At 61.9% G+C, this 22,305-nt stretch carries 26 protein-coding genes, 2 other RNA genes and 1 pseudogene; 4 read left to right on the forward strand and 25 right to left on the reverse strand.

The annotated features are described in order from the left end of the window. Positions 1 to 347: 347 nt before the first annotated feature. From MF4836_RS25930 to MF4836_RS26020, 18 genes are all read right to left on the reverse strand, one after another. Positions 348 to 881, reverse strand: coding sequence for a hypothetical protein (locus MF4836_RS25930; RefSeq protein WP_078472694.1), 534 nt, complete (start codon positions 879 to 881; stop codon positions 348 to 350). Then, positions 881 to 1,318, reverse strand: a complete 438-nt coding sequence (locus MF4836_RS25935) for a Mor transcription activator family protein (protein ID WP_078472695.1) — start codon at positions 1,316 to 1,318, stop codon at positions 881 to 883. The genes MF4836_RS25930 and MF4836_RS25935 overlap by 1 nt, the downstream gene beginning before the upstream one ends. Then, the gene (locus MF4836_RS25940) at positions 1,315 to 1,731 is read right to left on the reverse strand and encodes a gp16 family protein (protein ID WP_078472696.1); all 417 of its coding nucleotides are present in this window, start codon (positions 1,729 to 1,731) and stop codon (positions 1,315 to 1,317) included. Before MF4836_RS25940 ends, MF4836_RS25935 begins: the two co-directional genes overlap by 4 nt. Then, positions 1,728 to 2,006, reverse strand: coding sequence for a hypothetical protein (locus MF4836_RS25945; RefSeq protein ID WP_078472697.1), 279 nt, complete (start codon positions 2,004 to 2,006; stop codon positions 1,728 to 1,730). Before MF4836_RS25945 ends, MF4836_RS25940 begins: the two co-directional genes overlap by 4 nt. Continuing rightward, an RNA gene (locus MF4836_RS25950) (hammerhead ribozyme type II) lies at positions 2,007 to 2,077 on the reverse strand. It abuts the gene before it with no gap. Beyond that, positions 2,076 to 2,747 (reverse strand): DUF2786 domain-containing protein, encoded by a 672-nt coding sequence (locus MF4836_RS25955; protein ID WP_078472698.1) that lies wholly within the window; start codon positions 2,745 to 2,747, stop codon positions 2,076 to 2,078. Before MF4836_RS25955 ends, MF4836_RS25950 begins: the two co-directional genes overlap by 2 nt. Positions 2,748 to 2,972: 225 nt before the next feature. Next, positions 2,973 to 3,043, reverse strand: an RNA gene (locus tag MF4836_RS25965) — hammerhead ribozyme type II. Then, the gene (locus MF4836_RS25970; RefSeq protein ID WP_010564669.1) at positions 3,042 to 3,263 is read right to left on the reverse strand and encodes a hypothetical protein; all 222 of its coding nucleotides are present in this window, start codon (positions 3,261 to 3,263) and stop codon (positions 3,042 to 3,044) included. Before MF4836_RS25970 ends, MF4836_RS25965 begins: the two co-directional genes overlap by 2 nt. A gap of 8 nt (positions 3,264 to 3,271) precedes the next feature. After that, positions 3,272 to 3,688 carry a hypothetical protein gene (locus tag MF4836_RS25975; protein ID WP_078472699.1) on the reverse strand — a complete coding sequence of 139 codons (417 nt, stop codon included), beginning with the start codon at positions 3,686 to 3,688 and terminating at the stop codon, positions 3,272 to 3,274. 2 nt (positions 3,689 to 3,690) lie between these two features. Beyond that, positions 3,691 to 3,969, reverse strand: a complete 279-nt coding sequence (locus tag MF4836_RS25980) for a host nuclease inhibitor protein (RefSeq protein ID WP_078472700.1) — start codon at positions 3,967 to 3,969, stop codon at positions 3,691 to 3,693. Position 3,970: 1 nt separating this feature from the next. Beyond that, positions 3,971 to 4,591: a DUF3164 family protein gene (locus MF4836_RS25985; protein ID WP_078472701.1), complete on the reverse strand. Its 621-nt coding sequence runs from the start codon at positions 4,589 to 4,591 to the stop codon at positions 3,971 to 3,973. An 11-nt stretch (positions 4,592 to 4,602) separates the two neighbouring features. Continuing rightward, the gene (locus MF4836_RS25990) at positions 4,603 to 4,926 is read right to left on the reverse strand and encodes a hypothetical protein (RefSeq protein ID WP_078472702.1); all 324 of its coding nucleotides are present in this window, start codon (positions 4,924 to 4,926) and stop codon (positions 4,603 to 4,605) included. After that, entirely contained in the window at positions 4,910 to 5,293 is a 384-nt protein-coding gene (locus MF4836_RS25995; protein ID WP_078472703.1) for a hypothetical protein, read from the reverse strand. Before MF4836_RS25995 ends, MF4836_RS25990 begins: the two co-directional genes overlap by 17 nt. Then, a complete protein-coding gene (locus tag MF4836_RS26000) occupies positions 5,290 to 5,874 on the reverse strand; it encodes a hypothetical protein (protein ID WP_078472704.1) in 585 nt (194 codons plus the stop codon). Before MF4836_RS26000 ends, MF4836_RS25995 begins: the two co-directional genes overlap by 4 nt. Positions 5,875 to 5,904: 30 nt before the next feature. Continuing rightward, on the reverse strand, positions 5,905 to 6,624 hold the full coding sequence (locus MF4836_RS26005; RefSeq protein ID WP_010564676.1) for an AAA family ATPase: 720 nt from the start codon (positions 6,622 to 6,624) through the stop codon (positions 5,905 to 5,907). A 24-nt stretch (positions 6,625 to 6,648) separates the two neighbouring features. Beyond that, a complete protein-coding gene (locus tag MF4836_RS26010; protein ID WP_078472705.1) occupies positions 6,649 to 8,703 on the reverse strand; it encodes a Mu transposase C-terminal domain-containing protein in 2,055 nt (684 codons plus the stop codon). Next, entirely contained in the window at positions 8,696 to 9,136 is a 441-nt protein-coding gene (locus tag MF4836_RS26015; protein ID WP_078472706.1) for a hypothetical protein, read from the reverse strand. Before MF4836_RS26015 ends, MF4836_RS26010 begins: the two co-directional genes overlap by 8 nt. A gap of 2 nt (positions 9,137 to 9,138) precedes the next feature. Further along, complete coding sequence (locus MF4836_RS26020) at positions 9,139 to 9,489, reverse strand: helix-turn-helix domain-containing protein (protein WP_078472707.1); 351 nt, start codon at positions 9,487 to 9,489, stop codon at positions 9,139 to 9,141. Between the two features lie 218 nt (positions 9,490 to 9,707). Here MF4836_RS26020 and MF4836_RS26025 point away from each other — a divergent pair, with 218 nt between their 5' ends. Further along, positions 9,708 to 10,373 (forward strand): LexA family transcriptional regulator, encoded by a 666-nt coding sequence (locus MF4836_RS26025; protein ID WP_078472708.1) that lies wholly within the window; start codon positions 9,708 to 9,710, stop codon positions 10,371 to 10,373. Between the two features lie 684 nt (positions 10,374 to 11,057). On the opposite strand, the gene MF4836_RS26030 is transcribed toward MF4836_RS26025, so the two are convergent. Beyond that, positions 11,058 to 11,990 (reverse strand): LysR family transcriptional regulator, encoded by a 933-nt coding sequence (locus tag MF4836_RS26030; RefSeq protein ID WP_078472709.1) that lies wholly within the window; start codon positions 11,988 to 11,990, stop codon positions 11,058 to 11,060. Positions 11,991 to 12,114: 124 nt separating this feature from the next. On the opposite strand from MF4836_RS26030, the gene lysA reads away from it, so the two are divergent. Continuing rightward, entirely contained in the window at positions 12,115 to 13,353 is a 1,239-nt protein-coding gene (gene lysA, locus MF4836_RS26035) for a diaminopimelate decarboxylase (protein ID WP_078472742.1), read from the forward strand. A 104-nt stretch (positions 13,354 to 13,457) separates the two neighbouring features. On the opposite strand, the gene MF4836_RS26040 is transcribed toward lysA, so the two are convergent. After that, entirely contained in the window at positions 13,458 to 13,970 is a 513-nt protein-coding gene (locus tag MF4836_RS26040) for a GNAT family N-acetyltransferase (protein ID WP_078472710.1), read from the reverse strand. A 91-nt stretch (positions 13,971 to 14,061) separates the two neighbouring features. Here MF4836_RS26040 and MF4836_RS26045 point away from each other — a divergent pair, with 91 nt between their 5' ends. Beyond that, positions 14,062 to 15,003, forward strand: coding sequence for a LysR family transcriptional regulator (locus MF4836_RS26045; protein WP_078472743.1), 942 nt, complete (start codon positions 14,062 to 14,064; stop codon positions 15,001 to 15,003). A 3-nt stretch (positions 15,004 to 15,006) separates the two neighbouring features. On the opposite strand, the gene MF4836_RS36235 is transcribed toward MF4836_RS26045, so the two are convergent. From MF4836_RS36235 to eat, 5 genes and pseudogenes are all read right to left on the reverse strand, one after another. After that, positions 15,007 to 16,143, reverse strand: a complete 1,137-nt coding sequence (locus MF4836_RS36235; RefSeq protein WP_421547591.1) for a methyl-accepting chemotaxis protein — start codon at positions 16,141 to 16,143, stop codon at positions 15,007 to 15,009. Continuing rightward, positions 16,129 to 17,022 (reverse strand): annotated as a pseudogene (locus tag MF4836_RS36240) (PDC sensor domain-containing protein); the annotation flags it as partial. The pseudogene MF4836_RS36240 and the gene MF4836_RS36235, both read right to left, overlap by 15 nt. 191 nt (positions 17,023 to 17,213) lie before the next feature. Continuing rightward, the gene (gene eutC / locus MF4836_RS26055; protein WP_078472712.1) at positions 17,214 to 18,038 is read right to left on the reverse strand and encodes an ethanolamine ammonia-lyase subunit EutC; all 825 of its coding nucleotides are present in this window, start codon (positions 18,036 to 18,038) and stop codon (positions 17,214 to 17,216) included. A gap of 9 nt (positions 18,039 to 18,047) precedes the next feature. Then, positions 18,048 to 19,439 carry an ethanolamine ammonia-lyase subunit EutB gene (locus tag MF4836_RS26060; RefSeq protein WP_020300211.1) on the reverse strand — a complete coding sequence of 464 codons (1,392 nt, stop codon included), beginning with the start codon at positions 19,437 to 19,439 and terminating at the stop codon, positions 18,048 to 18,050. A 15-nt stretch (positions 19,440 to 19,454) separates the two neighbouring features. Then, complete coding sequence (gene eat, locus MF4836_RS26065) at positions 19,455 to 20,810, reverse strand: ethanolamine permease (protein ID WP_078472713.1); 1,356 nt, start codon at positions 20,808 to 20,810, stop codon at positions 19,455 to 19,457. Positions 20,811 to 21,246: 436 nt separating this feature from the next. Between eat and qhpR the strand changes: the two genes are divergently transcribed. Continuing rightward, positions 21,247 to 22,302, forward strand: a complete 1,056-nt coding sequence (gene qhpR / locus MF4836_RS26070; RefSeq protein WP_078472714.1) for an AraC-like transcriptional regulator QhpR — start codon at positions 21,247 to 21,249, stop codon at positions 22,300 to 22,302. Positions 22,303 to 22,305 lie beyond the last annotated feature (3 nt).

The raw sequence follows: 22,305 nt of genomic DNA on the forward strand, positions 1-22,305 counted from the left end.
CAAAGGTCGGCGTGATGGTTCTTACAGCGGGGCGCAATTTCTCTTGCTGGCGCACGTGCTGCTCGGCACGGCCGTCAGCCTGCGCGATATGCAGTTGCACCAACTCCCGCCAGTCGGCCGGAACTTTGGCCCACAGCACCGCCCGCGCAGCATCGTCACCAGCGGAGAGAATGAGCTGGGCAAATTGGCGTGGCCATCGAGGTCGGGCGACTTTGGAGAGAGCGGGAGCGGAATGCATGGTGCGAACCTGCCGTTGGGGGAACGGTGCCAGCTTCGCGTATGGGGGTAATTGGTTGAGTATCAGCGGGGTTTAAGAAAAAGCCCCGCTCGGTGGCGGGGCTAGAGACTTACAAACTGCGAAGATGCTTCATGAATGCAATGTCTTCATCGGAAACGCCTTCTTTCTTCCGTTCAGCCTCCCACTCCGCTTCTGTCTGCTCCTTAGGTGGCTCAGCGAGCGTCAGATCTGGATTGGCAATCTCGGCATCACAATTCAGTGAGTCTTCATTCCAGACTTTTTTTGAATAATCGATTTCGTGCTGTGTTGGTTTTTTGCTAAAGCAAGCACCATTAATAAAGGACACATTTAGAAGCATCTGCCTGCAACTTGAGTGAATAAAACGAGCGCTGTACTTCAGGTTGTTCGTTGGCTGCTCTTTGAGTCGGTCGTTGATGACATGCATGATGGAAGACTGCTTTGGCCAATCTTTTACCGTACAGGCCTGATGGGCCTGCACCCATAGAACATTTGCGAACTCACGATTTTCTAGCGCCTCTGTAGTCGCTTGCTCAATTGATACGTCTCCCGGATCAGCGGCAAAGCAGCATTCGGTAAAACCAATGAGTAATGCCAGGGTGCTGATTGCTGCTAGTCCTTTCATCAATGCATCGTCCCTTCATCATAACCAAATAGATCGGGCTCATTCTTGCGATGCAGCGCCCGTTGTCGGCGAATGATGTCATAAATTGTTTGGTTAGCAAGGTCGTACTTGCTGACCAGGTCCGGGATCGGGATGCTGTTATCCTTCCAATCCCGGTAGATCGCGGCGTCTCGCAATGCCCGCTTAAGCGCGTCACCCCGTGGCAAGTACACCACCTTACCGCCCATCACGGAGCAAATTGCAAAGACGACATGCCGAGCCAGTTCGGCGGCTTCTATCCCTGGCTTGATCTCAACCAGAAGCTTGGCCTCGGCAATTTCCACCATTTCCCTCAATGAGCCTTCCCATCGGGAGAGCACGGTGGGGTCTTGCATGTTTGCCAACACCTTCTTGGCGTCCAGTTGATCGATGTCATCCGGGAACAGTTCTTCGTTCATCGCTCTGGCCTCGCGTGTCGACGGGCATCATAGGTCAGCGCCGCAACCATTTTCTGGAGCTGTTGAGGGTCCAGCCATTCCACTCGCTCGACCTTGAACATGCGGAGTGCCATACCGTCGGCATATGCCCAGGAGCGCTTGGCCTCGGCGAGGAAAGCCTCTATTTTGCCCACCAGCTTTACCCGATCTGGCGCCGCAACCGGTGCCTTGCGGCCTTGCTTTTTAGTCGGTTTAGACTCCCAGCCCAAGCGGGCAAACTCGGCCAGTACAGCGCCGATCTGGCGTGGCGTTAGGTCTTTGGCCGAACGCACACCAGCCACGCGGTCCAACAAGGCGCGGTAGGTTTCGTCATCCAGCCCAAGGTCCTTCTTGGCGATGTGGATCTTGCTCAATTGCAGGTTACGTGTAGTCACTGTCTTCCTCCTTTGATCAGTACCTGGAACGCTGCCGGGTCGGTTCTGGACAGTGCAGCGACACCATGAATGGTCATCGTGAGTGCATGGTCTGTTTCGTCGAATTTACCGGCGGTGCGGATCTGTTCCAGCTCGTTTTGGGTGCCCCTGTAGATTTCCATCTTGAGCTTGCTGGCACCCATGGCCAGGCGCTTGTCGCTGTCGCGCTTGCGCTGGGCACGTTTACGCTCGCGTGCCAGGCGGGTTTTGCGCTGTTTGGGTGTTTCGTCTGTCATGGGTGGCTGCTCATCAGTACCGGACAACCACGTCCGGCAGACCGCCCCAGCACGCCGGGGCGGTTTCGCTTAATGCAGGGCGAGTTGTTCCTGGCCATTCATACCGTGATTCAGGCGGACATCGCCTGCCGCGAGAACGCCGTGCATAGCGTCAGTCATGGCGCGCACGCCATGTCCCTTGCTGGCGTTGCGGTCGCGGCAATCAAGCTTTTCCGTCTCTGAATGGTGCTTGAGCATGTAAGCCGCTGTGGCCGGTGAGGGTTCATCGTTGCCAGCAAACGCCATGACTTGCTGGCGCACCGCCGACACCCAGGCACCACAGAACACGTCGGCGCGCTTGGTCTTGGTCGCAGGCTTACAGCGCTTCAATTGAGTGCTGATGAAGTCACGGCGGGACTGGCGGACTTGGCGCAGTAACAAGGCCATGGTGTAGCTGGCCAGCTCGGCCAGTTCGCCGATAAAGCGCCATTCGCCGATACCCGCCATGAACAGGACTTTGCAGGCGTAGGCCTGGGTCACGGCGCCAACCAGGTTGGCTTCCCATTGCGGCGGGGTCATCTTTGAACCGCTACGGGCGGCGCATTCGAATACCTCGGAGAGCTGAATATCCGACTCTTCCAGGCGGTACTTTTCCATCAAGGCGCGGGCCTGGCGCATGGCTGCGGCGGCTTCGTGGGGGTTGTCACTGGCTGCCAGGCGCAGCAGCTTTTTGATTTTGTCTAAGGCTTTGTTGTGGTCCATTTCGTCAGATCCCGGAAACAGAGGCAGTTGGTACGGCTTCGCGAAAGCGCGAAGGGCTCCAGTCACAAGCCTCATCAGCGGGGATGTGGCCGAACATCAATGTGCAACGACGGCAATGCACGCAGTCGCCACAGATTTTTCCCTCAGGCAGGTTCATCTGGTCAGCGTTGTCCGCCGACCTTGGATATGGCGCTCGTTGCTCGCTCATGATTTTCTCCATTTATTCCTCGGCTGCTCATCAGTACCAGGCAACCACGCCTGGCAGACCACCCCGGATGACCAGGGCGGTTTCGCTTAGTGAAGGGTCGTAGTGGTGGGTTGCCAACGGCAGGCAGGAATGGCGCCCAACATCTTTTCGCTAGCAACCAGGTCGAACAGCTTGTTGAAGATACGCACGGCTTCCGTCTGGCGAGGGGTGCCCAGGTTCGTAGTCGGTACGCCTGTCATGTCGACCGCTACCGACGGTTTGCCGTTGCCTTCGCGGCGGTCTTCGAGAGTGATGGTGATCTTGGCCATGGGGCCTCCTATCGCTGAGAGTGGAAGGTGATGTGGTAGTCGCGGGCGACTTGACGCACGTATTTCTCGGTCATGTGGTGCTTGCGTGCGATCCACTTTGGCGAGTTGCCCATGGCCGCATCGGCCATGATCAGCGCTGCATGCTTGCCGACATCCGCATAAGAGCTGTCGACCTTGGCGGGCTCCAAAGCCTCCGACGCTGCGGCTGAGGCCGCAGGCGCAAACAAATGGGAATAAACAGGCGACCGCTCCGGATTAATCGTGAACGTCGCAGGGGCGCTGCTCATCTGGTGACCGACTTGCTGGACCTTGCCACCGCGCGCTAGGAAGTCCGCAGTCAGGCGGTCTAGGTTGGCGCGCTCGATGTCGTGTTGCGGCGAATGCATAGGCAGCGGATCGCTGCGGGTGTCGTGATAACGCTGCATGGTCAGGCCCCCAATGCTCGAAAGCCTGCCTGGTTGTCTTTCCCCAGCCGCTGGATGTAATGCGCCACAGCAGTGATGCCTTCGCGCTGGTTCCGCGCTTCTGGAACACCCGGAACAAAGAGCGTTACGTTGTCGAGTCGGGAAAGGGGAGCCGTGACCGTGATGATGTCGCGCACCAGTTTTTCTTCGCCCTGGGCGAGAGCAATCGCACCCTCTGGGAGGGTGTTGCCGAAGTCGATGTAACCCGATGCAAAGCAGTAGGCGGTGATGGTCTTTTTCATTTCACACACCCGCAATGTCGAGGCTGATGGGTTCGTATTGGTCGGTATCACCGACGCGCTGATAGACGCGGATGTAGGACTTGGAGCCGATCACCTGGCAGGCGTCGCCAATGGCTTGCATGGCGCGCTGCCAGCGTTCATCGGTGATTTCCATACGGCGCAACGCCAGGACGCGGGCTGTGCGGATGTCGCCTTTTTGGTCAGTCCGGAAGGCGTCATTTACCAGCGTGACCACTTCGGGGCGCGCCCCGGTGGTCCAGTCGCGTAGGCATTCGTCAATCAATGCCCGCGCAGCCTGGAGGCGTTCGTCGAAAGCGATGCTTTCCTGTACTGCACGCATGATCTTGAAACGCCCATCGAAGCTGATCAGGCTGACATTTCCCTTCTTCCCGCCGATCTGGGCGCCGTACTGCTCGGCGCTGAGTTCGACAAAGGCTTCAATATCACCGAAAGCCGAGGCCTTGAATTTCGCCAGCACGTCGCTGGCGGCGCGGGCTTTTTCCACCAGGCCAAGCACCAAGGCATCCCGCTCCAGGTCGATAGGCTTGATCATGCTTTCCGGGATCAGTCGCTTTTGCGCGTCGACGCGATAGCCTTTGGGGATAGTTTGTTGTTGTGTCATTGCAAGGTTCCTCAGTGGAGAGTCTGACGCGACCAGTCGGCAGGACGGGAGGCGCTGATGGGTTCGCGCCACTCCAGGGTCACGCCCTGGAACTGCACGTAGAAACGGGTGCTACCGGCCGTGCCATGGCGTTGATAGCCCTCGGTATGACCTAGGTTGATCAAGCGCTGACCTGCTTCTGGAGTGATCACCAGGCGGTTATCAGCCGGATGAAAGCCCTGCACGCGAATACCGTGGGCCTGCAAATTGCGGGCGGCGGCGTTGAACACCCGCAGACGGTCTGCCAGTGTTGTGGTCAGGACTTTCAATTGCGTGCGGTTAGTGGAGGCGAGCATGGGCGTTCTCCTGGTTGCAGCAGTCGGGGTTGATTGGGCAGTGTTGGCAGGCGCGCCAGTGCTGCATCGCCTGCGGGTTGTGGGTGGGGGCCGGTTTTTCGCGGTAGCTTTGGCACTGATCAGAGGTGACGGTCTCGTCCAGTGCGACACATTCAATGCGCCCCAGGGTCTCCATTACCCGCCGCTCGACACCAGACGTGCTGGGCGAGCTGTAGCGGTTGGCCAGGATCAGGCTGACGGCCGTGCGGCTCATGCCGATACGCTGGCTGGCCTTGGTTTTGTTGGTGGCAGCGACCTCGGCGGCGAGCAGGCGCACGAACAACGGCGCGTTTTGGCCCCAAGCTGCAAGGTGGTTGACCTGATTCATTGGGCCACCTGCTGATCAGCCTTACGCCACACCACTTGATCCAGGTTTGGGTCATACACCTGGTCGAAGTCGCGCTGGTAGATCGGATGCTTGGGGCCGGTATACCGCGACGGGACCAGACAGAAGCGCGTTTTAAAACCGGCTGTACCGCCCCGACGGGTTACGTAACCGGCCTTCGCCAGGCCCGACAAATAGACATGGGCGCCAAACTCGCTGATGGATACGCCATTGACGCTGGCGGCGACTGCGGCCTCGGCAGCGGTGAATTCGCCAAGGATGCGTAACGCCCGCCACACGTTCTCGGCCCCATCGCCAAGCTTGGTAATTTTTCCGCCACGGGTTACTCGCGGAGCTTCAACACCTTCGTCTTTAAGTAGTGTCCACTCGGCATCAAGCCGAGGAAGTGTGCGAACTTTGTTGACAATCCCTGCTTTTGCCATATCCCGGAAATAGGCGCGTACTGCTTGGTCGTCCTGGCCCGATTTACGTGCAACGGCGTAGGTCGTCAGCTCCTTCGAACTAGCGTTGAGCTTCCGAATGGCTTCCCAAATATGCTGCCGTGGGGGCTTGCCGCCCACCATTACTAGATCAGCTCTTGCTCTAGGCATAGCTCAAGCCCTCCGCGACGGCGCTTCGCCGGTAAACCAGCCGCGTGAGCCCCAGCCTGCAAGGTCAATACTGTCGATGGCCTGGGCTTGGGTTTCGCTGTAGACCCGGTACAGGTTGACGGCCACACGGCGCAGGCATCCGCCGACCTTGGTGCGCAGATCCTCTAGCAGGTCATCGGCAAAGCGCAGTGTTGGATAGCTGGCCAGGGTCAGGGCGCGCAAGTCGTCAAGAGTGGCCCGCTGTGCAGGCACCCACTCCAGTACGCGGTTGTGCAAGCGTTCCAACTTGGCCAGGCTGCCTGGAACACCTTCTTCTCCGATCAGCACGATGGTGCCTTGGCTGGCGTTGTAGATGTCGGTCAGCACGTTGGCGACAGCTTTTTCCAGCAGGTACTGCACATCGTCGATCAGCAGTGGACGGCCACTACGGGAAAGCTGCTCGGCAATCTGGTCAACCATCTGCGACAAGGTGCGCTCTGGCTGGATGCTCATTTCACGCAGGATCGCCAGCAGGAAAGCCTTCTTGCTCCAGGTGTCGCGGCACTCTACGTAATAGGCACGGTGATGGTTGGCGGCAAAGGCCGCGCCCACGCTTTTGCCCAGCCCGCTTGCGCCGTACATCACCACCATGCCAGGCAGACCCGCTGGACGGGCTTGAGTGCGGGCGATGGCGGCGGACAAGAGGCCGACATTGGTCAGGGGAACGATTTTGGTAACACTCATAATGCGACTCCTAAAGGTCTTGGGTTAAGCGCGGGCCTGGTCGGCGAACGCGAACATTTGCTGAATAGATTTGAAGTCCAGGTGTTGCGGGTAGCGGGCATGCCACTGTGTTTCCTCAGCCGTCAGCGATTCCCCGCTGGTGATGCGGGCGTCGATCTGGTGCCAGAGGCGGTAACGGGCGGTGGGATCTGTTGGTAATTCGAAGGCCGAGGCCTGCGGTGCAGCCAGTTGGGCAAAGCGCTGGGCCTCTGCAAGCTGATCTGGCGACAGGTCGTATTGGCTCGACTGCGGAGCAATGACGCGCATTTCCACGTCTTGGCCGGTGATGGTCTTGGCCTTTTTCACCAAACGGGACAGTTGGCCGCGTTCGCGTTTCTCGCTGGCTTTTTCCAGCATGGTTTTAGGCATAGCTGGGCTAGCGTTGCCATCGAGCAGCGCTTCGCCGATCAGATCACCCTCAAGGGAATGGACCCAAACACGGCTGGCGTCTCGGAAGTCGTAGGCCACGCGGACCTGTTCACCGTGGAAACCGTCCAGGTCTTTAAGGAAGTAGGTGCCGCTGTTCCATTGCACCTGGCAACGATGGACGGTGCGCTCGACCTGCGGACGGGTCAGGCTTTCGACGATGTTTGCGTCAGCCAGCAGCGGCTCCCAGCCCTCGGCCTCGGCCGACTTCCAAGACTCCATCGGGCTTTGGTGGCGTTTGCGCAGGGTCGCAGGGTCGCGAAACTTCGGCAGGCCACGGTGCGGACGGCGGTTATAGTCGTCGAGCGCCTGTTGCAGTGCGGCAAAGAACACGGAGAATTCAGGCACGACAGTCGGCGCGATACCCAGCGCAAGCTGTTTGCGGGACAACTTGTGGGTCTTGGTGGCGGCCTCTTTGTCCATGTCGGCGCCGATGTAGCTGTCGAAGGTTTTGGCGAGCCTAACCAGGATGGTTTTGTGGGGGCGCTCAATCACGCCACGTGCCTGGGAGTTGTAGGGCAGCGAGTGCGTGATAGTGCCGCCGAGGCGGTCGTTCACTTCGTAGACGACAGCGTTGTCAAAGCCGCTGCCGTTGTCGACGTAGAACACTTTGTACATGCCGCACCGACTTACACCGTCACGTAAGGTGTCCAGCGTGGCCAAAGTCGATTCAGCCAGGTTGACCGAAAAACCGACGATGCGGCGGGTGCCCCAGTCAATGACCATGGTGATTTCAGGGCGGAAAATTTGCCCAGTCAGTGGGTTGATTACCTCTGCATCAAAGGTATGGCCGTCAGCCACCCACACGTCATTCGGCCAAAGCATGTCGGCCTGACGACGGTTATAAGCTTTTAGAGCATTCAGTTCGTGCGGCCCCATACGGCCGCGCTCCCGCACCGACGGGCTGAGCTTTTTCAACCAGCGGCGTACCGCGTGAATGCTTGGGCAAACACTGGTTTGGACGCCTTGGTGCAACTGCTTGAACTGCTCATAGGCCGCTTCAACGCTCGGTTTCTGCGGGCGCTGGTAGTGTTTGAGGAATTCTGCTGCCCAGGTCGGGACGCTCATGTCTTTTTGGCGACGGGCCGGAGCCAGGCCTATTTCACCGTGAGCGCGGTAGTCCGCTAGCCAACGCTTGAGCGTGCGCTCAGACAGGGTGCGGTCTTCGGTCTTGCGGTCGTTGGCTCGGATGACCCGGTCATTCAAATAAGGACTGAGGTCGCCTGTTTTAGCCAGGGCGACCAAAGTCAGAATGGCGCGGTTTTGGCTGACTACCTTGCTCATGCGTTCGATTTCACGCACAAAGGCCAGGCGCGCAGTCATCACGGATGACTGTGAATCGTTCAAGCGTGACGCCTTTTCGGAGTCACGCCCCGCAATAATTACATGTGGCTCAACTGCGTGGCCCGGTGTTTGATTAACCACAGTTGCAGCGATTAGGGCGGACTGGGTCGATTTCGGAAGTACCGAGAAGGCGTACTCCCGGCCTCCACCTTGACCCAGGCGTAGTTGGCATTCCCAATTTTCGCGCTTCGCTAGCCGTATCAGCCCACTGACGGAGCTGGGCATGCCAGGTAACCCGGCAAGTTCACGTGGGCCATACCAGTTACGCATGGTCGTCACCCAGCAGCTTTTTCAGCTCGCGTGCTTTTCGCGTTGCGTCAGCAGCAACCCGTGACAGACGCCCTAGCTCTGCATCCAAGGCTTCACGGCCATATGCCACTCGGCCACCACGGAGGTGGACTTGCCAGTTCGTAAGAAGATGGCTCGCGCAAACTTCTTCCAGTAATGCCGCTCTATATAAAGGAAGGTTGTGTTCGCTGCGGGCGGGGCTCGACCAAGCGTCGAGCATATATTTGCTGACATCATCTCCAGAGAGGCGAGACATGCGTGCCGCGATCTCATAGCGGTCTAGCTCTGACCCTTTGAGCAGCTCACTGACCATCTCGCTGACTTGCGCAGCATAGTTGCCATGACCAGGGACAGAGAGGATGGGTTGCGGAACGGAGAATATGTCTAACGTTTTGTCGTCTTTTACCCGGCGCATGTTTAAACCTCCGCCTGAGTTTTACGGTGCGGAACAGGACGGTAAACGCTATCCTTCGGGTATTCGGTATATTGTGCGGATACCGATTGCTCAGCCCGGTTCGGTCGCAAACGCTTGGGAGTGTCGTCGCCGTTCCAGCGCTCAGGCCAAAGCTTGGCTGGTACGGTTTCGAGCGCGGCAGCAATCGCGCGTTCCACACGTGGATAAGGACGCTCTTTTGTAGCTCGGATCGCACGATCAGTAATACCCAACTGGCGAGCAAGCTGGGCTGCCGAGCTACCGCGTATACGCAGTTGGTACTTGATCCATTCCCAGCGGCTAGCTGGGTCGAGAGGTATGTCTTTAGCGTTCATCGCAACAACCATCTAGGCGGGTGGTTTTTTTAGGCCCTCTAACGGCCTGTTGCGGACAGAATACGGTCAAATAAATATGCTTTCAATCAAATTTGATCGGTCAATGTTGATTATTTACTCAATTTTGACCGTATACGAAAAATCCCCTTTAAAACCAGTAGGTTGCCAGATGATTGACCTCGCAAAATTTGAGCGGCTATGTGGTCAAGGTTGCGGCTATGAACTTTGACGGCTTCGGAGAACGCCTAAAGCAGGCAATAGGAGTCGATAAACCATATGCATTCGCCAAAAAGTGCGGGGTCTCTGAGAGCTTGCTACGAAAGTATTTGAGTGGGGCATCCGTCCCAAGCGTGGAGAAAGCTTGGGCGATGGCTAAAACTGCTGAGGTATCGCTTGATTGGCTAGCAGGTGGAGAGGGAGAAATGCACTCTGGCCACCAGTCAAATAAGACGGTCTCCGTGAATGATGGTGTCTACGCGTACGTCCCGCTATACGATGCACGCTGTAGCGCTGGTCACGGTGCATGGAACGAAGGAGCTAAGGTCTTAACCCAACTCGCGTTCACAGCCTACTCGCTGCGTAAGCAAGGGCTGAGCCCGGACAGGCTGTCAGCGATTCGTGTAGATGGCGACTCAATGTCCGGCTTGCTGGAGGATGGCGATACGGTGATGATTGATCATGGCCGCAACCAGCTTGAAGCGGAGGCGGTGTATGTGATCCGGCTGGATGACCACCTCTATGCAAAACGGCTTCAGCGCTTGTTTGATGGCTCAGTGCGAATCATCAGCGAGAACAAAGCCTATGGCGATGTGATGGTATCCAAGGCTCAACTAAACGACCTTGAGATCATTGGTCGAGTGGTGTGGGCAGGTGGCTGGATTTAGGCGCTGATCACCTAATGCCAAAGAGCCCGCCAAAGGTGGGCTCACTGCTTAAGTTTCACTGTTTATTGGTTTGCATCTGTTTGGCACTGCTTTTAGACACTCCCTTGATTCAGACCACCCGGAAGCCCCCGCCCAGCCTAACTCGCCCCGAGTTGCCCAGCTTAATCCAGGTTCTTCCCACCAGATCTTCCCTGGTGCCAAAGCTGCCACTAACTCACAGCCGGAAGGCCGCCGTCTTGCCCTTGATCTTGATCTGCAGCGCCCCGTTAAACCACGACGGCCGAACGCAGGCAGTGAGCCGTGGGCAACCCGGCAGGACGCCGGGTTAGCCGCGCTGGGCCAGGGATGGCCCATCGCGGCGGCCCACGGATCACTGCCGGAGTGAGGGCATGCCGAGCCTAGGCGAGGCACCGAGTGGTGGGGCAAGAGCGTTTTGCTTACTTTTGCGCTCCTCTCAAAAGTGAGCCGCCGTAAGGGCGGAACCATTACCCGCCACCCCCGCAAAAATGGATATGTACACCAGGGTTTACGAGCGCTACACACTCGAGCGGGAGCAAGCTCCCTCGCCACAAGTGCTGTGAACCCCTGGGATACGCCGGGTAGAAGTGGGTTGTTGCATAGAGCCAGCGCAGCCTCGCAGGCTCGGCAGCGGCTACAGGCTACAGGGCTACAGGGCTACAGGGCCTACAGCGGATTGCAGGTGTGCACAATCGCCTTCAACTGCTCATCCAGACGCATCGCCTCTTCCCGCAATGACTGGCAGAACCCCTCGACAAAACTCGACGACGGTCGGTAGTCCGGGCGAATCAGCATCACCCGGTACGGAATCGACCACTGCAACGGACGAATCGCCAAACCCCGGCCGGCTTCGGCCATGGCGGTCAGCGGGTTGATGATCGCTACCCCCAATTGCTCGCGCACCATGGCGCAGACCGATGCCGCATTGGTGGTCTCAATCACCACCCGACGGTCCACCGCGCCCTGGCGAAAACGCTCGTCGAGGGTCTGGCGGTAAATATCCAGGCCGGCCAGGTTGATGAAATCGACACCGCGAAAATCCTCCATCTGCAGCAGCGGCCTGGCCAGCAACGGGTGACCGTCAGGCAGCACGCACACCATGTCAGCGCAAAACAGCAACTCGCCCTGGGTGCCCCTTGGCACATGCTGGTTTTCGGTCAACCCCAGGTCGTGGCGCTGGGCGCTCAGGGACTCTTCCAGCAACGGCGATTCCTGGGCGCTGATATTCAGGCCGATGCCCGCGTGCTGGTGCTGGAAATGCTTGAACACCCGCGGCAGCAGAGTCTGGGAGAACAGCGGCAGGCAGGTGATGCTCAACTGGCCGTGTTCGAAACGGCGGATCGATTGCGCCACGCTGTTGATCCGCTCCAGGCCGACATAGGCCCGCTCCACCTCTTCCAGCAGCATCAGTGCCTGGGCCGTGGGCAGCAGGCGCCCGCCCTCGCGATCAAACAACTTGAGCCCGGACAGCGCTTCAAGCCGCGCCAACTCGCGGCTGACCGTGGGTTGCGAAGTGAACAGCAGGCGCGCGGCACCGGTGACACTGCCGGCCTGCATGATGGCGCGGAACACTTCGATGTGTCGCAGGGACATGCCCATCGTGGTTCTCCGTGGAACAAAACCCATATCAAAACTGAATCGATAGACAAAGAATAGATATTTTATTGAATACACACAGCTCGGCATCATGCAGCTCTCTTTCATGCCGCAGATGAACCCGCCCATGCCGATCCCTTTCGCTTTCCCGCAACTGACCGCCGCCGCCCGCCAGTACGGCACCCCGCTGTGGTGCTACGACGCCGCGACGATCAAAGCGCGCATCGCCCAGCTGCAAGCCTTCGACGTGGTGCGCTATGCGCAGAAAGCCTCGTCCAACCTGAGCATCCTGCGCCTGATCCGCGAAGCCGGGGTCCAGGTCGACGCCGTGTCCCTGGGGGAAATCGAACGTGCCCTGCTGGCCGGCTTCAGCCCGGCAGGCGACCCGGCGGGGATCGTCTTTACCTGCGACCTGTTCGACCAGGCCACCTTGCAGCGGGTGGTCGAGCTCAAGATCGAGGTCAACGCCGGCTCCATCGACATGCTGCGCCAATTGGGCCAGCGCTCGCCCGGGCATCGGGTGTGGCTGCGGATCAACCCGGGCTTCGGCCACGGCCATAGCCGCAAGACCAACACCGGCGGCGAGAACAGCAAACACGGGATCTGGCACGAACAGATGGGAGAGGCCCTGGCGGTGATTCGCCAATACGGCCTGCACCTGGTGGGGCTGCATATGCACATTGGTTCGGGGGTGGATTACGACCACCTGGAACAAGTGGGCGCGGCCATGGTGGCGGCGGTAAAGTCCCTGGACCATGACATCGAGGCCTTTTCCATTGGCGGCGGTCTGTCCACGCCGTACCGTGCCGACGACGAGCCGGTGGACGTGCAGCGCTACGCCAACGCCTGGCGCCAGGCCCGCGAGCAGATCGAAGCCTACCTCGGCCACGGCGTGCGCATGGAAATCGAGCCGGGGCGTTTCCTGCTGGCCGAGTCGGGCTGCCTGGTGGCCGAGGTGCGTGCGGTGAAAACTGCCGGCAACCATCACTTCGTGCTGGCCGATACCGGCTTCAACGACCTGATGCGCCCGGCCATGTACGGCGCCTACCACGCCATGACCCTGCTCGACGGCAACGGCCAACCCCTGGAGCGTCCGCTGCAACCCACGGTGGTCGGCGGGCCGCTGTGCGAGTCCGGCGATATCTTCACCCAGGACGACGAAGCCCTGACCCCCCACCTGCTGCCCCGGGCCGAAGTCGGCGACCTGCTGGTGATCCACGACACCGGCGCCTACGGCGCCAGCATGTCGTCGAACTACAACAGCCGGCCGCTGCTGCCGGAAGTGCTGTTCGAAAACGGCACCACCCACCTCATCCGCCGCCGCCAACCCCTGGCCGACCTGCTGCAACTGGAAATCGGCCTGTAGCCGGTAGCCGCTGCCGCCAGGCTCGGGCCGCGTTCGGACGCTGGCCCTCGAGGGCGCCGTGGGGTTTCAGGTGAGTTGATAGCCCGCGAGAACAGCGTGGGCTTTCAGCTAACTGAATGGCATTGCGCAGGCACGGTACGGCCTTCGGCAAATGCCGTCAGGACTTCGCCCTGCATGCGATAGCGCACCCACTCGGGTTGGGGTTGGGCGCCGATGGATTGGTAGAAGCCGATGGCCGGTTCGTTCCAGTCCAGCACGCTCCACTCGAACCTGCCGCAACCCTGGGCGCAGGCTTCGCGCGCCAGGTACTGGAGCATCTGCCGACCGGCGCCGCTGCCCCGATGTTGCGGCGTGATGTACAGGTCCTCCAGGTACAACCCCGGCTGCCCGAGCCAGGTTGAATAGCTGAAAAAATACACCGCGAAACCGATCACCTGCTCACCGCGCAGGCACATCAATGCCTTGGCCGCGCCCCCGTCGGCAAACAGCGTGCGCTGGATGTCCTCGACGCTGGCGATCACTTCGTGGCGAGCACGTTCGTAATCGGCCAGTTCGGTGATGAGCGCGAGGATTTGCCCGGCATCGGCCGGTTGGGCGGTTCGGATCTGAAGTTCCAAGAGGGTGCATCCGTAAAAAGTCAGGAGCACCGATGCTAAAGCCCGCCATAGAATGCATGTAGTGCAACTTATTCAGCTCAAAGTGAAGACTATGCATTCCATTCTTCGACGTCTCGATCTCAACCTGCTGCTGGCGTTCGACGCCCTGTACCGCCACCGCAGCGTGACCCGCGCGGCCAATGAGCTTTCCATCAGCGCCTCGGCGTTCAGCCATGCCCTGGGACGGCTGCGCGACGCCCTCAACGATGAGCTGTTCATTCGCCAGGGCAATCGCATGCACCCGACCCAGCGTGCCGATCAACTGGCCACGGCGGTCGGCGCCAGCCTCAAGCTGCTGGGTGACCAATTGGCCGAGTGGGAGCCCTTCGACCCGGCCACCAGCCAGCGCACCTTTGTCTTCGCCGCCAGTGACTACACCGCCTTCGCCCTGCTGCCGGGCCTGATCCGGCAACTGCAGAGCAGTGCCCCGGGGTTATGCCTGCGGGTGGTGTATTCCGATCGCAAGGTGTCCATCGAAGACCTGGCCTCGGGGCGGATCGACTTTGCCCTGGGCTACAGCGAAGACCGCGACACGTTGCCGGCCGGCATCCACAGCGAGGACTGGTTGCAGGACGACTACGTGCTGATCGCCAGCCAGCGCCATCCACGCATCCAGGGGCCTCCCGAGCTTTCGGCGTACCTGGCCGAACGGCATGTGGTGATCACGCCCTGGGGCGAAACCCTGGGGGTGGTTGACCATGTGTTGCAGGCCATGGGCCTGCAACGCCAGGTGGCGTTGCAACTGCCGGCCGTCATGGTCGCGCCGTTCATCATCGCCGACAGCGAGTGGCTGATGACCCTCCCGCGCCCGGCCGCCGTGGCGCTGCAAGCCGCCGCCGGGATTGCCCTGTATCCGCCGCCGTTCAAGATTGCGCCCTATCGGCTCAAGCTCTACAGCCACAGCAAATATGCCCGCAGCGATGCCCATCAATGGATGAGCGCACAGCTCAAGACGCTGTTCGCGGCGCAACGCTGCGCCGCGAACCCGGGCTGAACCCTAGCGCTGCCCCTGGCTCAGGTTCGACAGGCGCCCGGAAAGCGCCTGCATCGCCTCGCTGACTTTATCCAGGGCCTGGGCGTCGCGGGCGTTGTCTTCGCTGATGCCGTGGATACGCACCGCCAGTTCGTTGATTTCCTGGGTCACGTGGCTCTGCTGTTGCGCGGCGACGGCAATCTGCTGCGCGCGCTGGGAGATGTCGTCGAAACTGGTGACCGTGCTGGACAAGGCATCCGCCGCCCCCGCCGCTTCGCCCACCGCTTGCCGGGTGCGCGACTCGCCGGCCTGGATCGCCTCGACGGCCTGGCGCGAGGCCTGCTGCAAGGTGCCGATCATGCCGCTGATTTCATTGGCCGAACTCTGGGTCCTGCCGGCCAGGGTCCGCACCTCATCGGCCACCACCGCAAAACCGCGGCCCTGCTCACCGGCCCGGGCGGCCTCGATGGCGGCGTTGAGCGCCAGCAGGTTGGTCTGCTCGGAAATGGCCTTGATCACGTCCAGCACCGCACCCACCTGCTGGCTGTCCTGCTCCAGGCGCTGCATGACGGCGGCCGCCGCAGCCATCTCCGTGGACAGCTGCTGGATCGACTGGCTGTTGGCAGCCACGCGCTGCTGGCCGTCCTGCACCACCACCAGCGACTGGCGCGCAGTGTCGGCGCAGTTGTTGGTGTTCTGCGCCACTTCCAGGGCGCTGGAAGACATCTCGGTAATGGCCGTGGCCAGTTGGGTATTTTCCTGGCGTTGCTGCTCGGCGCGACGGGCCAGAGTGCTGCTCAGGTCCCCCAGGCGCCCGGCTTCGCTCTGCAGGCGCTGTGCCTCGCTGGCAATGTCCTGGAGCATCTGCCGCAGTTGTCCGGCGTAGCGGTTGACGGCGCCGCGCAGGGCGCCGATTTCATCCGCCCGCTCTACATGCAGCTCGGCGCTGCTGCTGGCCTGGCCGCTGCCCAGGGCGTCGATCTGCTGGGTGGTTTCTTCCAGTTGCTTGATAAATTTGCGCCCGCCGAGCCAGGCCAGAAACAGCAGCAACGCCAGCAGCGGCAACAGGAACAACAGAATCTCGGCGGTCAGCGCCCGGGCCAGGCCGGTGACCCGGGTTTCCGGCGTCACCAGGCCGATCGTCCAGCCGGTGTCGGGCATGGAAAACAGGCTGACCCGACTGGCCTGCTGCAAGCGCCCGTCGTCGTCCAGGTCCAGGCTGCGCACTTCGCCCGGGCGCCCTTTGGCCTGCGCTAAAACCTGGGCCACCGGTTGCAACCAGGGCTGCTGTTTGCTCAACGCGTCAAAACCCAGCATGCCGCTCGCACTCTGCGGCGCATCGGGGAAATACAGCACGTTGCCCGCCTGGTCCACGGCAAAGGCGTAGCCGCCGGTGACCGCGCCCTGCTCCTTGAGAAAGCGCGCCAGGTCTTCCAGGCGCAAATCCACCGTGGCCACCCCGGCGAACGCCCCGCCCTGGCGATACGGCACGCTGCAGGTGGTCATCGGCACGTGGGTCACCGGGTCCTGATAGGCCTCGGACCACAGGCAGCGCCCCAGGGCACTGTTGCGCGCGCCGCTGTACCAGGCCTCCTGCTGGTAGGCCGGGCTGCTGGCGGCGTTGTAGTCATCGGAATACACCAGTTGCCCGGCATCGCTGCGGGCCCAGAAGAAACTGCGGCGCTCGACCCCGGCGCTGAAGGCCCCCGGCTCCGGCCAGATCCCGCCGCCGGCAATCGCCTTGTCGCCCTGGTGGTCAATCACATTGGGCAAGGTGCCCATGTACAGCGGCGTCTCCCTGGGCAGCCCTTCCACCAGGTGCGCCATGCTCGCGGTCACGCCTTCGATGCCCGCCAGTTGCAAGGCCAGCTGGCGGACGATGGCGCTGCCGGTCTGCTCGATCAGCGCCGAGCTGGCGGCCACCACCCGGGGCTGGCCGCGCAGGGTCATCACCGCAAAGACCGCCAGGGCCGTGCACAACAACAGCATCAGGCTGCCCAAGGTCAAACGCTGAGACAGACGAACGGGTAGCAAGGCCATGGTGAACTCCGGGTAAAAGGCTCTGGATCGATGTCGGCCGCGTGGCAGCCGGGCGTGGGGCCCAGGTCGCGGCACTGGAAGCGGCAGGCGCAGCCCCTGGCCAAAGCCGGGAGGTGCGAATGAAAAAAGTGCCTCTGACACGCCACAAACAATGTCACATTGACATCAATCAAAGTCAAAGGCATTACCGTTCAGGGCATGGGCGCCCCCAGCAGGAAATTGCCCCGGCCCTGGTCCGCCGTGTCCAGGCTGCGTACCGGCGCCTCGTCCTTGAGGTTGACCCCGGACAACTGCCGGCGCCAGGCCTCGCGCATCAGGTACAGCAGTTTGTAGGCGGCCATGGCGTAGCTCATGCCCTCCAGGCGCACATTGGAAATGCAGTTGCGCGCGGCGTCGTTCAGGCCCACGCGCGGGGCGAAGGTGAAATACAGGCCCAGGCTGTCCGGCGAGCTGAGGCCGGGGCGTTCGCCGATCAGGATCACCACCATCCGCGCCCCCAGCAGTTCGGCCACTTCATCGGCCACCGCCACCCGCCCCTGCTGCACCAGCACCACCGGCGCCAGGCTCCAGCCTTCGGCGGCGGCCAGTTCATCGATGCGTTCCAGCATGGGCAGGCTGTGGCGCTGCACCGCCAGTGAGGACAAGCCATCGGCCACCACCAGCGCCAGATCGAACCCCTGGGGATGGGCCTGTCCCCATTCGCGCAGTTGCCCGGCCGACGCCGTGGACAGGCGCCGCCCGAGGTCCGGCCGTTGCAGGTAGATATGCCGGTCGGGCGCCGAGCTGTGCACGCTCAGGGTCTCGCGCTGGCGGGCCGCCAGGCGCTCGGCCAGGGCCTCGGGCTCGAACGGCAGGTGCACCGCGTCCCGGGCCTGGGCGTGGGCGAACTGGAAATCCAGCTGGGCCCCGGTGGGCAGGCTGGTGCCGGCATGGCCCAGGGCAATGCGCGCCGAGGTCAGGCCGCGCAATTGACGCCAGGCGCTGCCGTGGGCCGGTGAAGTATCGCGGGCACTCATGGCCGCTCCTTAAGTGAGTCGCGCCAGGGCCTGACGGAACAGCGGCGGCACGCCCTGGCCCAGATGCAGGCCGCTGTCGTCGTGGCGCAGGATGTCCATGCGCGCCAGCCACGCCTCGAACTCCGGGGCCGTGCGCAGGCCCAGGGTCTTGCGCGCGTACAGGGCGTCGTGGAAGGACGTGGTCTGGTAATTGAGCATGATGTCGTCGGAACCGGGGATGCCCATGATGAAGTTGATCCCGGCCACCCCCAGCAGGGTCAGCAGGGTGTCCATATCGTCCTGGTCGGCTTCGGCGTGGTTGGTGTAGCAGATGTCGCAGCCCATGGGCACGCCCAGCAGCTTGCCGCAGAAGTGATCCTCCAGGCCCGCGCGCAGGATCTGCTTGCCGTTGTACAGGTACTCGGGGCCGATAAAACCGACCACGGTGTTGACCAGGAACGGGTTGAAATGCCGAGCCACGGCGTAGGCCCGGGTTTCGCAGGTCTGCTGGTCGACGCCGTGATGGGCGTTGGCCGACAGCGCACTTCCCTGCCCGGTCTCGAAGTACATCAGGTTGTTGCCCAGGGTCCCGCGATTCAGGCTCAAGCCGGCCTCGTGGCCTTCACGCAGGATTTCCAGGCTGATGCCGAAGCTGCTGTTGGCCGCTTCGGTGCCGGCGATGGACTGGAACACCAGGTCCAGGGGCACGCCTTTCTCGATGGCCGCCACCGACGAGGTGACGTGGGTCAGCACGCAGGACTGGGTGGGAATCTCGTAATGGCGGATGACCCCGTCGAGCATCTTCAGCAATTCGCTGATGGCGCTGATGCTGTCGGTGGCCGGGTTGATGCCGATCATGGCGTCGCCGTTGCCGTACAGCAGGCCGTCGAGCACGCTGGCGGCGATGCCCGCCGGATCGTCGGTGGGATGGTTGGGTTGCAGGCGGGTCGACATCCGCCCACGCAGGCCCACGGTGTTGCGAAAGCGCGTGACCACACGGATCTTCTGCGCCACCAGCACCAGGTCCTGCACACGCATGATCTTCGACACCGCGGCAGCCATTTCCGGAGTCAGACCCGGGGCCAGGGCCCGCAGGCTGGCCTCGGTGGCCTCGTCCCCCAGCAGCCAGTCGCGAAAGCCGCCCACGGTCAGGTGGCTGACCGGGGCAAAGGCCGCCAGGTCATGGCTGTCCATGATCAGCCGGGTCACTTCATCGCTCTCGTAGGGGATCAGCGCCTCGTTGAGAAAGCGCTTGAGCGGCACATCGGCCAGGGCCATCTGCGCCGCCGCCCGTTCGGCGTCGCTGGCGGCCGCGACCCCGGCCAGGAAATCCCCGGAGCGCGCGGGCGTGGCCTTGGCCATCAGCTCGCGCAGGTGCTCGAAACGCCAGGTCATGCCACCGATGCTGTGGGCGAAGCTCATACAGGACCTCCGTTATCAGGCCGCCGGCAGCGCGACCGCACCGCGAGCGCGCACCACTTTGCAAAACAGCGCACCCAGTGCCATCAGGCACAGGAAGATCGCGCAGATCAGCGGGTTGAACCAGACCATCGCCACCAGGCAGACCACCGCCAGCACCAGGGCAATCGCCGGCACCACCGGGTAGCCCGGGGCGCGGAAGGTGCGCTCCAGGTTGGGCTCGCTCTTACGCAGCTTGAACAGGCTGAGCATGCTGACGATGTACATCACGATCGCGCCGAACACCGACATGGTGATCATGGCGGCGGTCAGGGTCATGCCTTGCAGGTTGACCAGGCCATCGCTGAGGATCGCCGCGATGCCCACCACGCCGCCGGCGATGATCGCCCGGTGCGGGGTCTGGAAACGCGAGAGCTTGGCCAGGCTCGCCGGCAGGAAACCGGCCCGGGCCAGGGCAAAGAACTGCCGCGAGTAGCCGAGGATGATCCCGTGGAAACTCGCCACCAGGCCGAACAGGCCGATCCACACCAGCATGTGCATCCAGTTCGAATTGTTGCCGACCACCGCTTTCATGGCCTGGGGCAGCGGGTCGTTGATGTTGGCCAGGGTCCGCCAGTCGCCGACGCCGCCGGCAAAGATCATCACGCCAATGGCCAGAACCACCAGGGTCAGGATGCCCGCCACATAGGCCCGGGGAATCGTGCGTTTGGGGTCCTTGGCTTCTTCGGCGGCCATGGCCGCGCCTTCGATGGCGAGAAAGAACCAGATGGCAAAGGGGATCGCCGCGAACATGCCGCTGATCGCCGGCAGGCCGAAGGTATCGGAGCCGGACCAGCCGCCGAGCACGAAGTTACTGAAGCTGAAACCCGGTGCAACCACGCCCATGAATACCAGCAACTCGGCCACGGCCAGCACCGTGACCACCAGTTCGAAGGTCGCGGCGATGCTCACCCCGAGAATGTTCAGGGTCATGAACACGAAGTAGGCGCCGATCGCCGCCACCTTCGGGTCCAGGGTCGGGTATTGCACATTCAGGTAGGCGCCGATGGCCATGGCGATGGCCGGTGGCGCAAAGACGAATTCGATGAGTGTTGCCAGGCCGGCAATCATCCCGCCGGTGACGCCAAATGCTCGAAGGCTGTAGGCGAACGGGCCGCCGGCGTTGGGAATGGCGGTGGTCAGCTCGGTGAAGCTGAAGATAAAGCAGGTGTACATCACCGCCACCATCAGTGTGGTGACCAGAAAGCCCAAGGTGCCCGCCGTGCCCCAGCCGTAACTCCAGCCGAAGTACTCGCCGGAAATCACCAGGCCGACGGCCAGCCCCCACAGATGCAGGGTGCCCAATGTAGGTTTGAGTTGTGTAACGGTCATGATCGTGCACCCCGGAAGCCAAGCGACGGTATTTGCCTGGAGTCGAGAATAGTCACAGCGACGGCGCCAAGGCTTGACCCGGGAACGCCGCTTTTGTCGTCTGCGGTCAAGTTTTCAGCGGCGTGCTGCCTGATGCTGCACGGCGGCGCACGAATCTGGCGCAGCGCCTCAAATCAGGTCACCGACGCCCCCTGTGCGCTGCCACCGATCACCCCAACCGGGCCCCGGGAGCCTGGGCGCCATTGAGTCGCGAAGTAGCAAAGCGCTGTGCACCGGACCGGCCCAGCCCGAGCACCTATGCCTCGCAGCAACCGCCCGCAACCCGTGCGCTCAAGCAGCGCCTGCCCTGGCCGGACTGCCGTTGCGCAACGTCAGACGTAACAAGGTATGACAATTGCTTGAATTATTTTCATACACACCATGACGGTCCTTCATCTCCATGTTCCAGAGCCTGCTTTCGCCCTCACCGTTGAACGCCTCGGGCACCAGCAATCGTGGAGTCTTGTCGGCCGCTGCCAATGGCCTGGACGGCTTTATCGTGCAGCATGGCGGGGACCTGGACCGGGTCTTCGGCCGCTCGGGGATCGACCCCGAGCAACTATTGCACCCGACCCTGAGCCTGCCGTTGCCCAACTACTGCCGGGTGCTGGAAGAAGCCGCCCGGCAAACCAAGTGCGACAACTTCGGCCTGCGCTATGGCCAGCAGTTCCAGCCCCAGGCCCTGGGCCTGCTGGGCTATATCGGCCTGTGCTCGGCGACCCTGGAAGAGGCCCTGGTCAACTTCGCCGCCGCCTTCCCCTTTCACCAGCACAGCACCCTGATCCAGCTGGTGGACCAGGGCGACTGCTACCGCTTTGACTATCAGGTGCGCCACGGCGCCATCAGCGAACGCCGCCAGGACGCCGAATTGACCATGGGCATGGCCACCAACCTGGTGCGTCATGTGCTGGGGGCGGACTGGGCGCCGCGCGAAGTGTGCTTCGAACATGCCAAGCCCCAGGACTGGCACGAGCACCGCGAGGCCTTTCGCAGCGATGTGCGCTTTGGCCAGGCCTGTAACTCGGTGCTGATTCCCAAGCACGAGCTGTACGCCAAGGCCATGCCCGGCAGCGACCCGATGCTGCTGATGCTGATCAAGGATGCAATTCGCCAGCTGGGTGACGGCGGGCGCGAGGTCAGCCTGCTGGATCAGGCGCGCCAGGCGATCCTCGCCACCCTGCACCTGGGGGAACCGTCACTGGATGAACTGGCCCGGCGCCTGGAGCTGTCGGAGTGGACCTTGCAGCGCAAGCTGCGCGACTGCGGCCTGAGCTTCACCCAACTGGTGGACCAGATCCGCCAGGAGTCGGCGATGAACCACCTGCAACAACAGAACCTCAGCGTGACCCAGCTCGCCTCCCTGCTCGGCTATTCGGAAACCAGCGCCTTCTCACGGGCGTTCAAGCGCTGGTTCGGCCTCAGCCCCAAGCAGTGGCGCAGCGCGGCCCACGCCTGACAC

Source organism: Pseudomonas sp. MF4836, assembly GCF_002018875.1.
Lineage (GTDB): Bacteria > Pseudomonadota > Gammaproteobacteria > Pseudomonadales > Pseudomonadaceae > Aquipseudomonas.

Excerpts from the sequence above, each read along its gene's own strand:
- MF4836_RS25930 (WP_078472694.1), bottom strand. The coding sequence starts at position 881 with ATGAAAGGACTAGCAGCAATCAGCACCCTGGCATTACTCATTGGTTTT.
- MF4836_RS25935 (WP_078472695.1), bottom strand. The coding sequence starts at position 1,318 with ATGAACGAAGAACTGTTCCCGGATGACATCGATCAACTGGACGCCAAG.
- MF4836_RS25945 (WP_078472697.1), bottom strand. The coding sequence starts at position 2,006 with ATGACAGACGAAACACCCAAACAGCGCAAAACCCGCCTGGCACGCGAG.
- MF4836_RS25955 (WP_078472698.1), bottom strand. The coding sequence starts at position 2,747 with ATGGACCACAACAAAGCCTTAGACAAAATCAAAAAGCTGCTGCGCCTG.
- MF4836_RS25970 (WP_010564669.1), bottom strand. The coding sequence starts at position 3,263 with ATGGCCAAGATCACCATCACTCTCGAAGACCGCCGCGAAGGCAACGGC.
- MF4836_RS25975 (WP_078472699.1), bottom strand. The coding sequence starts at position 3,688 with ATGCAGCGTTATCACGACACCCGCAGCGATCCGCTGCCTATGCATTCG.
- MF4836_RS25980 (WP_078472700.1), bottom strand. The coding sequence starts at position 3,969 with ATGAAAAAGACCATCACCGCCTACTGCTTTGCATCGGGTTACATCGAC.
- MF4836_RS25985 (WP_078472701.1), bottom strand. The coding sequence starts at position 4,591 with ATGACACAACAACAAACTATCCCCAAAGGCTATCGCGTCGACGCGCAA.
- MF4836_RS25990 (WP_078472702.1), bottom strand. The coding sequence starts at position 4,926 with ATGCTCGCCTCCACTAACCGCACGCAATTGAAAGTCCTGACCACAACA.
- MF4836_RS25995 (WP_078472703.1), bottom strand. The coding sequence starts at position 5,293 with ATGAATCAGGTCAACCACCTTGCAGCTTGGGGCCAAAACGCGCCGTTG.
- MF4836_RS26000 (WP_078472704.1), bottom strand. The coding sequence starts at position 5,874 with ATGGTGGGCGGCAAGCCCCCACGGCAGCATATTTGGGAAGCCATTCGG.
- MF4836_RS26005 (WP_010564676.1), bottom strand. The coding sequence starts at position 6,624 with ATGAGTGTTACCAAAATCGTTCCCCTGACCAATGTCGGCCTCTTGTCC.
- MF4836_RS26010 (WP_078472705.1), bottom strand. The coding sequence starts at position 8,703 with ATGCGTAACTGGTATGGCCCACGTGAACTTGCCGGGTTACCTGGCATG.
- MF4836_RS26015 (WP_078472706.1), bottom strand. The coding sequence starts at position 9,136 with ATGCGCCGGGTAAAAGACGACAAAACGTTAGACATATTCTCCGTTCCG.
- MF4836_RS26020 (WP_078472707.1), bottom strand. The coding sequence starts at position 9,489 with ATGAACGCTAAAGACATACCTCTCGACCCAGCTAGCCGCTGGGAATGG.
- MF4836_RS26025 (WP_078472708.1), top strand. The coding sequence starts at position 9,708 with ATGAACTTTGACGGCTTCGGAGAACGCCTAAAGCAGGCAATAGGAGTC.
- MF4836_RS26030 (WP_078472709.1), bottom strand. The coding sequence starts at position 11,990 with ATGGGCATGTCCCTGCGACACATCGAAGTGTTCCGCGCCATCATGCAG.
- lysA (WP_078472742.1), top strand. The coding sequence starts at position 12,115 with ATGCCGATCCCTTTCGCTTTCCCGCAACTGACCGCCGCCGCCCGCCAG.
- MF4836_RS26045 (WP_078472743.1), top strand. The coding sequence starts at position 14,062 with ATGCATTCCATTCTTCGACGTCTCGATCTCAACCTGCTGCTGGCGTTC.
- MF4836_RS36235 (WP_421547591.1), bottom strand. The coding sequence starts at position 16,143 with ATGCCCGACACCGGCTGGACGATCGGCCTGGTGACGCCGGAAACCCGG.
- eutC (WP_078472712.1), bottom strand. The coding sequence starts at position 18,038 with ATGAGTGCCCGCGATACTTCACCGGCCCACGGCAGCGCCTGGCGTCAA.
- MF4836_RS26060 (WP_020300211.1), bottom strand. The coding sequence starts at position 19,439 with ATGAGCTTCGCCCACAGCATCGGTGGCATGACCTGGCGTTTCGAGCAC.
- qhpR (WP_078472714.1), top strand. The coding sequence starts at position 21,247 with ATGTTCCAGAGCCTGCTTTCGCCCTCACCGTTGAACGCCTCGGGCACC.